The 12,350-nt window shown below is 70.4% G+C and carries 12 protein-coding genes; 5 read left to right on the plus strand and 7 right to left on the minus strand.

Annotation, left to right across the window (positions count from 1 at the left end):
* Window positions 1–13 precede the first annotated feature (13 nt).
* Window positions 14–1,597, minus strand: coding sequence for a hypothetical protein (locus ACZ3HL_RS33530; RefSeq protein ID WP_465535342.1), 1,584 nt, complete (start codon window positions 1,595–1,597; stop codon window positions 14–16).
* Window positions 1,582–2,355: an ABC transporter ATP-binding protein gene (locus tag ACZ3HL_RS33535; RefSeq protein WP_465535343.1), complete on the minus strand. Its 774-nt coding sequence runs from the start codon at window positions 2,353–2,355 to the stop codon at window positions 1,582–1,584. Before ACZ3HL_RS33535 ends, ACZ3HL_RS33530 begins: the two co-directional genes overlap by 16 nt.
* A gap of 118 nt (window positions 2,356–2,473) precedes the next feature.
* Here ACZ3HL_RS33535 and ACZ3HL_RS33540 point away from each other — a divergent pair, with 118 nt between their 5' ends.
* Genes ACZ3HL_RS33540 through ACZ3HL_RS33550 form a run of 3 tightly spaced genes read left to right on the plus strand, consistent with a single transcriptional unit; the run spans window position 2,474 to window position 4,789 of the window.
* Entirely contained in the window at window positions 2,474–3,724 is a 1,251-nt protein-coding gene (locus ACZ3HL_RS33540) for a sensor histidine kinase (protein ID WP_465411474.1), read from the plus strand.
* A complete protein-coding gene (locus ACZ3HL_RS33545; protein WP_465535344.1) occupies window positions 3,721–4,371 on the plus strand; it encodes a response regulator in 651 nt (216 codons plus the stop codon). Before ACZ3HL_RS33540 ends, ACZ3HL_RS33545 begins: the two co-directional genes overlap by 4 nt.
* 58 nt (window positions 4,372–4,429) lie before the next feature.
* A complete protein-coding gene (locus ACZ3HL_RS33550; protein WP_465411471.1) occupies window positions 4,430–4,789 on the plus strand; it encodes an antibiotic biosynthesis monooxygenase family protein in 360 nt (119 codons plus the stop codon).
* Here the strand turns inward: ACZ3HL_RS33550 and ACZ3HL_RS33555 are convergent.
* The 5 genes from ACZ3HL_RS33555 to ACZ3HL_RS33575 form a co-directional block, all read right to left on the minus strand.
* Window positions 4,731–6,080: a DJ-1/PfpI family protein gene (locus ACZ3HL_RS33555; RefSeq protein ID WP_465535345.1), complete on the minus strand. Its 1,350-nt coding sequence runs from the start codon at window positions 6,078–6,080 to the stop codon at window positions 4,731–4,733. The genes ACZ3HL_RS33550 and ACZ3HL_RS33555 overlap by 59 nt on opposite strands.
* A 2-nt stretch (window positions 6,081–6,082) precedes the next feature.
* Window positions 6,083–6,481: a hypothetical protein gene (locus tag ACZ3HL_RS33560; RefSeq protein ID WP_465411467.1), complete on the minus strand. Its 399-nt coding sequence runs from the start codon at window positions 6,479–6,481 to the stop codon at window positions 6,083–6,085.
* A 299-nt stretch (window positions 6,482–6,780) separates the two neighbouring features.
* A complete protein-coding gene (locus tag ACZ3HL_RS33565) occupies window positions 6,781–7,422 on the minus strand; it encodes a response regulator (RefSeq protein ID WP_465535346.1) in 642 nt (213 codons plus the stop codon).
* The gene (locus tag ACZ3HL_RS33570) at window positions 7,419–8,522 is read right to left on the minus strand and encodes a sensor histidine kinase (RefSeq protein ID WP_465535347.1); all 1,104 of its coding nucleotides are present in this window, start codon (window positions 8,520–8,522) and stop codon (window positions 7,419–7,421) included. Before ACZ3HL_RS33570 ends, ACZ3HL_RS33565 begins: the two co-directional genes overlap by 4 nt.
* An 89-nt stretch (window positions 8,523–8,611) precedes the next feature.
* On the minus strand, window positions 8,612–9,610 hold the full coding sequence (locus ACZ3HL_RS33575; protein ID WP_240598331.1) for a LacI family DNA-binding transcriptional regulator: 999 nt from the start codon (window positions 9,608–9,610) through the stop codon (window positions 8,612–8,614).
* A gap of 161 nt (window positions 9,611–9,771) precedes the next feature.
* Between ACZ3HL_RS33575 and ACZ3HL_RS33580 the strand changes: the two genes are divergently transcribed.
* Together ACZ3HL_RS33580 and ACZ3HL_RS33585 are read left to right on the plus strand one after the other, a co-directional pair.
* Complete coding sequence (locus tag ACZ3HL_RS33580) at window positions 9,772–10,839, plus strand: ABC transporter substrate-binding protein (protein ID WP_465535348.1); 1,068 nt, start codon at window positions 9,772–9,774, stop codon at window positions 10,837–10,839.
* Window positions 10,840–10,841: 2 nt separating this feature from the next.
* Window positions 10,842–12,317: a sugar ABC transporter ATP-binding protein gene (locus ACZ3HL_RS33585; protein WP_465535349.1), complete on the plus strand. Its 1,476-nt coding sequence runs from the start codon at window positions 10,842–10,844 to the stop codon at window positions 12,315–12,317.
* The last annotated feature ends 33 nt before the right edge of the window (window positions 12,318–12,350 follow it).

Here is a 12,350-nt window from a genome sequence, read left to right on the forward strand (position 1 = left end):
TGTGCCCGATCCATCAGCTTTGCCGGAGTTTCCCGAAGGTCTCGGGCAGCCGCGTCGCCAGCCGCCGGGTCGCGATGGCTCCCCCGAGCCAGGCTCCGGCGACGGCGTTGACCAGCGCAACCGCGAGCGTCGCTGCCCCGAACCAGTCCGGTAGCGAATCACCCGCGAAGGTCAGCATCGCGGCCATCCCGGACGTCGGCGCGGTCGCCCACAGCTGGATCTGGAACGCCGCGAAGATCCCGGCCGTGTTCTCGCCGGCGTCCGTGGCGTCGACGCGCCGGTGCGGGTCGACGCCGGGAGTCGCGCCGAGCACCGACATCACCACCGCGGTACCGCAGCCGACCCCGAGCAGCGCGATCAGCACCGCGAGGATCGGCACCGCGTAGGTGAAGATCCCCGTCACGGCCATCATCGCCGCGGACAGGACCAGTGCGGGCAGTCCGAAGAGGACGGTGATGCCGATCTGGCGGCCTCGGATGTCGGCACGCACGGTCGCCGGGCTCTCGGCCACCACGAGCTGCCACAGCGCGGTGCCGTCCTGGCCGTAGAGGTTCGCGCCGCTGAGCGCCACCGTGAGCGCGACGGCGGCACCGGCGAGCCCGGCGATCTCGGGCACTCCGGCGATCGCGCCGTAGACCGCGATGAACACCCCGAACCAGATGGCCGAGCGGACCTCCAGGCTCCGCCAAGGATCCCGCCACCAGGTACGGAGTTCCTTGCCGACGACGGCGCCGAGCGGGCTCGCGGGGAGCAGCCGGGTTCGGGTGAGCACGCGGCTGCCGAGGGGACGGCGACGACGTCGTGCGGTGCGGGCGCCGACATGCGGGGTCAGCAGCGCGATCGCGGCCGTCGTCACGGCCGCCGTCGCGCCGGCGAGCAACGCGAGCGAACCCAGCGCGGGCAACGGCCGTCCCGCCGCCATCTCGCCGACGGCGCGCAGCGGAAGCCCGAACGGCGTCCACTCCAGCGCCGCGCGGGCGGGGACGGTGCCGAAACCGTCGCGCAGGAACACCGGGACCGAGTCCAGCACCGGCCGCACCACGGCCCAGCCCGCCGTCATCGACGACAGCAGCAGGCCGTACTGGACCGCGGCGAGCTCAACGCCGAGGTGGGTGCGCATCGCGGCGCCCAGCAACGCGTAGACGGTCCGGGACAGCGCCACCACGAACACGACCAGGAGCACCGCGCCCACGAGGGCCACGGCGACCGAGGCGATCGCGGTCCCGCCGGTCGCCGTGGCGAAGGCGTACGGGATCAGCGCCAGCGCCGCGATCGCGGTCACGGCACCGCCGACGCCGGCGAACGCGGACGCCAGGAGCCCGGCTCCGAGCCCGCGCCGCGCGAGCGGCAGCAGGGTGAAGTACTCCGGGCGCAGCATCGCGGCGCCGGAGGTGAGGACGGGGCCGATCAGCCAGCCCGCCGTCCAGCAAGCCAGGACGAGCAGCAGCACGTCGGTGCGGGAGGCCGGTTCGGCGAGGAACACGGCCGCCCAGGTCGCCGCGGCCGCCAGGACCCCGGCGAGCAGGCCGAGCGCTCGTTTCCAGCTGTGCGTATGCCGCTGGATCGCGAGTTTCAGCCGGATCAGGTCGCCAACCACAGCAGGTCCTCCGCTCCGACCGAACGCTCGCCGACGAGTCGCACGAACACGTCTTCGAGCGTCGAATCGCCCCGGACCTCGGCCAGCGTGCCGCTCGCCACGACACGTCCGTCCGCGATGATCGCCACCCGATCGCACAGCTCCTCGACCAGCGACATCACGTGCGACGAGAGGACGACCGAGCCGCCGGCCGCGACGAACCGCAGCAGCATCGCCCGCAGCACCCGCGCCGAAACCGGGTCGACGGCCTCGAACGGTTCGTCGAGCACGAGCACCTTCGGCGCGTGCAGCAGTGCCGTCGCCAGACCGATCTTCTTCCGCATCCCGGTCGAGTACTCGATGACGAGCACCCCCCGATCCTCGGCCTCTTCGAGTTCGAGGATCCGCAGCAGTTCGGCCGCCCGTGACCGGACGACGGCGGCGTCCATGCCCCGGAGCAGCCCCCAGTAGGTCAGCAGTTCGGCGCCGGTCAGGCGTTCGGGCAGGGCGAGGCCGTCGGGCAGGACACCGAGCATGGTCTTCGCCCTGGCCGGCTCGGCCCAGACGTCGACCCCGTGGACCAGCGCGCTCCCCGAATCGGGGCGCAGCAACCCGACGGCCATCGCCAGCGAGGTGGTCTTGCCCGCGCCGTTCGGGCCGACCAGCCCGGTCAGCGATCCGGGCGGCACGGTGAGCCCCACGTGGTCGGCGGCGGTCTTCCCGGAAAACGTCTTGGTCAGCCCGTCGAGTCGCAGGGCGGGCGCCGGTTCGCTCAGCATGGGTCCACGATGACCGCGGGGTACGCGCGCCGCTTCGGCCGACGGGGCCGGCTCGATGGCCGGGTGACCAGGAAGATCGTGGCCACTTGTCCGGTCTGTCGGTATCTACACTGCGAGGATGGCCGTGACGGTGGACCGCTGGATGCTGCCCGGTGAGCTCGCCCGTGCCGACGAGCCGGGGGAGTGGTCCAGGACGCGCACGCCGCGCGACTGGGCGGTGGACGTGACGATGTTCGCGGTCGCGGCCCTCGTCTGGTTCCTCGAGTTCCGGTATTTCGTCCTTCCCGACGTGCTCGGGCTGCCGAGCTGGACGCAGGTGGCCGACGCGGTCCTGGGCGGGATCGTCTGCCTGGCGCTGTGGTGGCGACGGCGGTTCCCGGTGACGGGCGGTGTCCTGGCCGCGACGGCCGGGGCGCTCGCGAACACCGCGGCGGCGGCGATGATCCTGCTGCTGTTCTCCCTCGCCCTGCACCGGGGCTGGAAGGCGGCGGTGCCGATCACGTCGGTGGCGGTGCTGATCAGCGTCCCGTACATCCACGCGTACTTCCCCGGAGCGGCCGCGCAACCCCTGCCCTGGCTGATCAGCCTGGTCCTCGGGGCGGCGCTCGTGGTGACGGCCGGGATCGGCGTGCGCGCCCGCCGTCAGGTCGTGCTGGCGTTGCGGATGCGCGCCGACGCCGAGCGGCGGGCGCACGGCCGTGAACTGGAGGAGAGCCGCCTGGCCGAACGCCAGCGGATCGCGCGCGAGATGCACGACGTCCTCGCGCACCGGATCTCGCTGCTCGCGGTGCACGCCGGGGCGCTGGAGTACCGCACGGCGCAGGCGGAACGCGGTGCGGCGCCGGAACCTTCGGCGGCCGAAGTCCGAGACGTCGTCGCGGTCGTGCGGTCCAACGCCCACCAGGCGCTGGACGAACTGCGCGAGGTGCTCGACCTGCTGCGTCAGCGGCCCGACGGCGAGGACGGCCGCGAGGCACCGCAGCCGACGGTGGCCCGGCTGCCCGCTCTGGTCGACGAAGCCCGCCTCAGCGGACAGCAGGTGCGGGCCGATTTCGCCGAGGGACTCGGTGAGTTGCGACCGCAGGTACAGCGCACGATCTACCGCATCGTCCAAGAAGGACTGACGAACGCGCGGAAACACGCTCCCGGTGCGGCCGTCGACGTGCTGGTGAGCGGCTCCGCGACGGGGGAGGTGCTGGTGCAGGTGGCCAACGCCGCACCGATCGGCGTCACCACGAGCGAGATCCCCGGCGCGGGCGCGGGACTGGTCGGGCTCGCCGAGCGGATCGCGCTGCACGGCGGGGAGCTGAGCAGGGAGATCAGCGACGGGAAGTTCCGAGTGCGGGCACGGATACCGTGTGCGCCGTGATCAAGGTACTGGTGGTCGACGACGATCCTCTCGTGCGCGCTGGACTCGGGCTCATGCTGGGCGGCGCGGTCGACGTCGAGGTCGTCGGTGAGGCGGCCGACGGTGCCGACGTCGCCGGCGCGGTGACCCGGCTGCGGCCGGACGTCGTGCTGATGGACATCCGGATGCCGGTACTCGACGGGATCGCCGCCACCGCCTCGCTCGCCGGGCGAACGGGGGAGCACGCACCCGCCGTGGTCATCCTCACGACCTTCGACGCCGACGAGACCGTGCTCGCGGCCTTACGGGCGGGCGCGGCGGGATTCCTGTTGAAACACACTCCGCCGGAGCAGATCGTCGAGGCGGTCCGGCGCGCGGCGGCAGGCGAACCGGTGCTGTCGCCGGAGGTGACCCGGACCGTGATCGCGATGGCGGCGCGGCGGGGCCCGGATCGCGGAACCGCGAGAAACCGGATGGACCTGCTGACCGAGCGGGAACGTGATGTCGCGCACGCGGTCGCGGAGGGACTGAGCAACGCGGAGATCGCCGAACGGCTGCATCTTTCCCGGTCGAGTATCAAGGCGACCGTTTCCAGTGCGCTGACCCGGCTCGACCTGACCAACCGGATCCAGCTGGCGATCGTCGCCCACGAGGCGGGCCGCACTTGATCTCCAGTTAGGTGGAGGGTGAAGCCTGGTGTTCACCGAATCGCGTCAAGGAGTGAACATGGGCGAGGACAAAGGTTTCTACTCGATCATCGAGTACGCGGTCGACGGACCGGAGACCCAGGCGGCGTTGGTGGAGGCGTTCGCGGAGATCCAGGACCGTTGGGTCCGGTTCTACCCGGGCTACGTTTCGGCCCGCTTCCACGCGAGCGTGGACGGGACAAGGGTCGTGAACGTCGTCAGCTGGGCGAGTGAAGCGGACTACCGGAATTTCGAAGAGACGTCGGATACCGCCGGACGGCTCGCGGCCATCCAAGCGGCACTCGACGGCCTGCCCGGCAAGGCCGAATCACTGGTCAGCGCTAATCCCCGCTACCGCGTCGTCCGGGAAACGGGCCCCGGCCCGCGAATCGCCGGCTGACGGCGCGGATCCCGAAGGCGGCGAGCAGGCCGAGGACGGCCAGCCCGAAGGGCCGGAGCGTGACCGTCCATGGCCACGCCTCGCCGCCGACCGCGAGGTGGGCGGGCTGGTACTCCAACGTCCTCGTCGTCCATCTCGTGGTCGCGGCGTCCGTCGTGCGGGCCAGGTCTTCGAGGACGGCGTCGAACGGGAACCCCGGTTCGGCGTGCAGGTACACCGGTGAGGGCCCGGCGGCGTGACTGGCGGCCGCGTCGGCGCCGGGCACGATCAGCCGGTCGAGGCCGGTGGCCGGGGTGCCGCGCGGCGCGAAGGTCAGGCCGTGCCGGGACCGGATCGGCGCGCCGTCGAGACCGACCGCCCGCGTTTCGACCGCGAGGGACTGGCCGTAGGTGTCGAACACCGCGGCCAGTTCCAGTTCCCGGATCCCGGTCGTCAGCAGGACTTCCCGCATGGGCTTGTCCCACCGGAAGGCGGTGTTGAACCCGACCACGGTGTCCGCCGCTTCGAAGCTGTTCTGCTCCATCGGCGGGCTGGAGCCGGGGGAGTAGTGGGCCCAGCCCACGGCTTCCGCCGCCTTCCGCGCGGCCTCTGTGCCGGCGAAGCGCTCGGTGAGGCGGAGTGCCCCGTCGATCCCGGAGAGGATTCCGGCCGTGGTCACGATGTTCCCGTCGTCGACGTAGCGCGTGCCGCGAATCCAGTCCACGGCGGGGAATTCGGCGTCGAAGCCACCGATGCGGATCCAGTGCGCGGTGGCCTTGCGCCCGTCGAGGAGCCCGGCCGTCGCGAGCACGCCCGAACCGTTGCAGACGCTCATGAGCAGCGAGCCCCGCGCCGACTGCCGCTTCAGCCACTCGGTCACCGGCCGTGTGGTCGGCTCACCGAGATCCGGCAGCGCGGGCACCACCACGACGTCCGGCGCGGCGGACGAGAGCAGCCGGTCGAGATCGGCGAAATCCAGGTCGGGGATCAGGTCGAGACCACCGGTCAGGGTGACCGGCCGGGCCTCCGGCGCGACGGTGTAGACGTTGAACGCGCCGGCCGCCGCCAGGACCTCGTAGGGTGCGAGCGCGTCCGAGACGACGGCACCCTCGTTGCCGACGACGACCACCGCGGTGGGTTTCGCGGGATCGTGCGGCCGGTGGGCCGGGCGCGCCGCGATCCCGTCGGTTCTCTGCGAGTAGCGGTTTTCGAAACTGGCGCTGAGGGTGATGGCGCCGAGCGTGACCGGGAGGGCCAGCGCGGCGACGGTGAACGCCAGCACGGTCAGCGCGACACGGATGAAGGATCGCATGGTCAGAGCCCGTACTCGGCGCGGCGGCGGAGCATGGCGGCGAGCATCGCGGGCACCATCAGCACGTGCCCGGCCGTCATCAAGGTCGCCCCCGGGACGAGACCGGTCCAGAAGAACGGCAGGAACAGCAGATACGGCACGTACATCGCGGCCGACATCTCGGCGATCGAAGCCCAGCCGTGGCGCCGGATCCGCATCCACAGCGCCATGCCGAGCGACATGTTCGTCGCCATCACCAGCGCGTTCGCGGTCACGTTCCCGGGAAGGCCCGGCCACAGGAACGACCAGACCGGTTCCAGGACGATCATCCCGGCCACCATCGCGATCAGCATCTCCACGGCGTGACGGATGAAGTGCAGAACGGACTGCTTGCGGGTCTTGGGTTCGGTCGTGTGCTTCATTTCGGCTCCCTCGGTCGGTGCGACGGGAGCAATGTTCGGCCGCGGCGGGTCACGGGGTCAGGTGCCGGAAGTCATGCGCGAGGTCATGTGACCGGCGTTCGCCCGCGTCGAGAGTGTGTCGTCCATCCAGTCACGCGTGTCGTCCGTCTGATCACGCGTGTCGTCCGGCCAGGCACGACGCGAATGGTCACACCCGTGTCGCGGTGCGAGCCCCCATGCGCCACCAGCAAGACACGAAGCCAGCACGCCACCTCTGGCCCCGGGCGAAAGGATGCAAAGCGTTCAATCGGGCGCCTCACTCAGAACAGGCCGAGTTCCTTCGCACGCAGGGCGGCCTGGGTGCGATCCCGCACCTGGAGCTTGGACAGGACGCTCGTCACGAGGTTCTTTACCGTGCCTTCGGCGAGGAACAGCGTCTTGGCGATCTCGCGGTTGCTGCGGCCGTCGGCCAGGAGCCGGACGACCTCCAGTTCCCGCTCCGAGAGCGGCGTCGCCAACGGCCGGGGTGCCTCGGCGGGCAGCCGCGCCACGTGCGCGACGAGTTTCGCCGCGACCGAGGGCTGCAGCACCGATTCACCCCGTTGGGCCGCGACCAGCGCTTCGACCAGCCGCGTCGACGAGACGTCCTTGAGCAGGTAGCCGACGGCGCCCGCGCGCAACGCGGCGAACACGTCCTCGTCGTCGTCGAACGTCGTCAACGCCAGAACACGCACGTCCGGTTGCTCGGCCCGAAGCCGGACGGTGGCGGCGATACCGTCCAGCACCGGCATCCGCAGATCCATCAGCGCGACGTCGGGACGGAGTTCGGCGCAGAGCCGGACGGCCTCCTCGCCGTCGCCCGCCTCGCCGACGACGTCGATCTCCGGCTGGACCTCCAGCAGTGTCGCCAGGGCCTCGCGGAACAACGCCTGGTCGTCGACGATCAGCACCCGGACGCTCATCCCGGCACCTCCACGGTGAGCGTCGAGCCGTGTCCTTCCGTTGAGTCGACCGAGACACTGCCACCGAGCCCGGCGACCCGCTCGCGCAGTCCCACGAGACCGAAACCCTTGTCCGGTGGGGGATCCCCGGTGAACCCGAGACCGTCGTCGCGGATCTCGAGCCGGACTCGATCGGTGACGGCGTAGTCGAGCACCACGGAAGCGGCGGTGGCCCGCGCGTGCTTGCGCACGTTGGTCAGTCCCTCCTGAGCCGCCCGGAACAGCGACTCCTCCACGTCGGCGCGGGTGTCCCTCGCGGTGCCCTTGACCTCGAACCCGGTCGGCACGCCCGCCGCGGAGGTCTCCTCCGTCAGCGCCCGCACGGCGTCCGCGAGCGGTTCGGAGCGCGGCTCCCGCAACGCCGACACCGACCGCCGGACCTCCGCCAGCGCCTCGCGCGACTGGTCCTGTGCCTTGGCGAGCATCCCGTCGGCCCGCTCCGTGTCGCCGGTGCCGATCACCGCCCGGGCGGCCTGCAACATCATCTGGACGACGGTGAGATGGTGACCGAGCCCGTCGTGGATGTCGCGCGCGACGCGGTTGCGCTCCTGGATCGTGGCGAGTTGTTCGGCCTGCGCGGCCTGGTCGCGGAGACGTTCATGCGCCTCGGCCAGTTCCTCCCGGGCCCGCTTCTCGCGGACGACCAACTCGGTCACCACGGCGGCGAAGACCATCACCGCCAGTGTCCCGAGCCCCTCGCGGAGCCCGTCCAGCGGCGCCATCGGCAGGTGGATCAACGGGATCACGACCGCGACCCCGAACGCTACCGGCAGGGGAAGGAGCAACACGGTGTGGCAGACGAGGACCACGAGAAGCAGGACGGCCCCGACGGCGGCGCCCGAAAGCGAGAACAGGGTGAAGCCGAGCGGTAACTGAACGCAGACGTACACGATCGCCCACGTGCGCCCGTGTTTCTGCACCCAGGGGAAGCCGGCGATCGCGATCGCCGCGTAGACCAGCCCGGCTAAGAGCGTCGGCAGCACGAGCGTCTCGTAGTTGGCCGAGCCGAGCGGCAACGTCACGTACGCGACGAGGGTCAGCACGGCCAGGGCCCGGTTCACGGACACACCATGCCACGACTCCCGCATTTCGTCCTCTGAATGCGGTATATGCACGCGCAAGGACCGCATTCAGAGGACGAAATGCGGGGTCACGCGATGGTGCTGTTCCGGATCTCCAGCGAGAACGGCGTCTGGACGTCCTCGGGTTCCAGGTCGCTCCCGCCGGCGATACGCCGTCGCAGCAGATCGACCGCGGCCCGCGCGATCGCCGCCTTGTCCGGCGCGATCGTCGTGAGCGAAGGCAGGCTGTACGCGCTCTCCTCGTTGTTGTCGAAGCCGACGATCGCCATGTCCGACGGCACCTGGACGCCGCGTTCGGCCGCGGCGCGCAGGGCGCCGATGGCGAGAAGATCGTTGAAACAGAAGACCGCGTCGGGCGGTTCCGGCAGCGCGAGGAGATGCGCCATCGCCTCGGCACCGTTGGCGCGGTGGTAGCGCAGAGCGGGCAGAACCAGTTCCGGTATGGGCGCGAGCCCGGCCTCTTCGAGCGCGGAGTGGTAACCCTCCAGCCGTTGCGCGGCGGTGTGACGCTGCGGATGCGCGCCGATCGCGGCGATCCGGCGGCGGCCGAGCGAGATCAGGTGCCGCACCGCGATCCGGGCGGCCTGCACGTTGTCGATACCGACGTGGTCTATCGGGACGTCGACGACGTGCTCGCCGAGCATCACCAGCGGAACGCCCGGCGCCAGGTCTTCGAAGTCGTTGGTGTGCAAAGCTTCCGGGCTGATGATCGCGCCGTCGATCAGATGCGGCCCCAGCGCGGACAGCGCGTTGCGCTCCCGCTCCCTGGTGCCGAGGGTCTGCTCGATGAGGACGTTCCACTCGTGTTCCTGCGCCGCCTGCAGGACCAGCCCCGCCAGCTCGCCGAAGTACGGGATGCTCAGCTCGGGCAGCATCAGCCCGAGGAACCCGGTGCGGCCGCGGCGGAGATTGCGGGCACCGAGGTTGGGCCGGTATCCGGTCGACGCCAGTGCCTCCTCGACGCGCTTGCGGTTCTCCGGCTTGACGAAGTCGTAGCCGTTGACCACGTTCGACACGGTCTTGACCGAGACGCCCGCAAGCTTGGCGACGTCCTTGAGCGTGGCCACCCTCGCTCCCCTCTGCAGTGCTCCGGCACAGATCCGGCACAGCCTAGCCGCGCGAACGGCGGATTTACAACGTTGTACCAACGATGTAAATCTGGCATCGTCCCTATGAGTGACATGGGTCACCGCAGATCCGTGTGCTCGACTTCCCCGAGGAGCGATCGATGTCCCTGCCCATCCGCCGCACCCTGCTCCTGGTGACCGGCCTCGCGCTCGCGCTGACGGCCTGCACCAGCCGCGAGACCCAGCAATCCGCCCCGTCGGGGGCGGGGCCCGCCGCTTCGGCGGCGCCGAACCAGGCCGCGGGGCCGGGATGTGCCCGCGAAAAGATCGGCTACCCGCAGGTGGACGTGAAGAACGCGGTCATCGGCTTCTCCCAGTCGGAGAAGGAGGCGAATCCGTTCCGCATCGCCGAGACGCAGTCCATCAAGGACGAAGCGACGAAACTCGGTGTCCCGGCGGACAAACTCCTGATCACCAACGCGCAGAGCGATCTCAACAAGCAGGTCAGCGACATCAAGTCGCTGCTGGACCGCGGCGCGCAGCTGCTCATCGTCGCCCCGCTGAACTCCGACGGCCTCCAGCCCGCCCTCGACGCGGCGAAGGCCAAGAAGGTCCCGGTCGTCACGATCGACCGCAAGGTGACCTCCCAGCCGTGCTCCGACTACCTGACCTTCATCGGCTCCAACTTCGTCGAGCAGGGCAAGCGCGCCGCGCAGGAGATGGTGAAGGCCACCGGCGGCACCGGCAAGGTCGCGATCCTGCTCGGCGCGTCCGGCAACAACGTGACCACCGACCGCACCAAGGGGTTCAAGGACGAGATCGCCGCGACCACGGGGATCCAGATCGTCGCCGAGCAGACCGGCGAGTTCGACCGGTCCAAAGGCCAGGCGGTCATGGAGCAGCTCATCCAGAGCAACCCGGAGATCACCGCCGTCTACGCCGAGAACGACGAGATGGGCATCGGTGCGGTCACCGCGCTCAAGGCCGCGGGCAAGACGCCGGGCAAGGACGTCAAGATCGTCTCGATCGACGGCACCCGCAACGCCGTCCAGCTGATCGCCGACGGCAGCTACAACGCGGTGATCGAGTCCAACCCGCGCTTCGGCCCGCTCGCCTTCTCCACGCTGCAGGACTTCGCCGCCGGCAAGGAGATCCCGCCGACCGTGGTGATCTCCGACGACCAGTACGACTCGGCGAACGCGGCCCAGAAGCTCGGGAACGCGTACTGACGATGGAACCGGTTCTCGAGGTCGAAGGCGTGACGAAGACGTTCGCCGGGGTGCGCGCGCTCGACGACGTGTCGTTCGCGCTGCGGCCGGGCGAGGTGCACGCGCTGGTGGGCGAGAACGGCGCCGGGAAGTCGACGCTGATCAAGGTGCTCACCGGCGTGCACAAGCCGGACTCCGGCACGATCCACGCGCGGGGCGCGATCTCCACGATCTACCAGGAGGTCAACCTCATCCCGCTGATGAGCGTGGCGAGCAACGTGTACCTCGGCCGCGAGCCGAGGAAGCGGTTCGGGCTGGTGGACTGGGCGCGGATGAACGCCGACGCGGCGGCGCTGCTGAAGGACTACGGCATCGACGCCGACGTCCGCCGTCCACTCGGGACACTCGGGGTCGGCGCGCAGCAGATGGTGGCGCTGGCCCGAGCGGTGTCGGTCGACGCCGACGTCGTGATCATGGACGAGCCGACGTCCTCGCTGGAGCCGCGTGAGGTCGAGACGCTGTTCGAGGTCATCGGCAGGCTGCACGAACGCGGGATCGCGATCGTGTACGTCAGCCACCGGATGGACGAGCTGTACCGGATCTGCGAACGGGTGACGGTGCTGCGGGACGGCAAGCGGGTCCACACCGGACCGCTCGCCGACCTGCCGCGGCTGGAACTGGTGTCGATGATGCTCGGCCGTAGTGTGGGCGACATCCGCTCGCACGGCGCGACGGCGTTCGAGGGCGACCACGACACCGGCCGGGAGCCGGTGCTGCGTGCGGAGAACCTCACCAGCGGCAACCGGCTCAGCGGCGTCTCGGTGGAGATCAAACCCGGCGAGATCGTCGGCCTCGCGGGACTGCTCGGCTCCGGCCGCACGGAGACCGCGCGGGCGATCGTCGGCGATCTGCCGCTCTCCGGTGGCACGGTGCTCGTCGGCGGAAAGCAAGTCCCGCAAGGGAACGTGGCCGCCGCGATGCGCGCGGGCGTCAGCATGCTCGCCGAAGACCGCAAGACCGAGGGCATCATCCCGCATCTCTCGGTGCGGGAGAACATCGTGCTCGCCGCGTTGCCGAGGCTGTCGCGCTTCGGTCTGGTCAGCCGGGCGAGGCAGGACAGGATCGTCGACACGTTCGTGAAACGCCTGCGGATCAAGGTGTCCAGCCCGGATCAGAAGGTCGCGGAGCTCTCCGGCGGAAATCAGCAGAAGGTGCTGCTCGCCCGCTGGCTCTGCACCGAACCAAAGGTGCTGCTGCTCGACGAGCCGACGCGGGGGATCGACGTCGGCGCGAAGGCGGAGGTGCAGGCGCTCATCGACGAACTCGCGAAAGACGGGCTCGCGGTCCTGCTGATCTCGTCGGAGATGGACGAACTCCTCGACGGCGCCGACCGGCTGATCGTGCTCAAGGACGGCGCGGTGGTCGGGGAACTGGCGGGGGACCAGCTCACCCAGGACCACGTGCTGACCGCGATCGCCTCGGGCGGCGCGGATGACTAGCACCCAGCGGAGAACGGAGGAACCGGGGCCCAC

Source organism: Amycolatopsis sp. NPDC000009, from assembly GCF_055563465.1.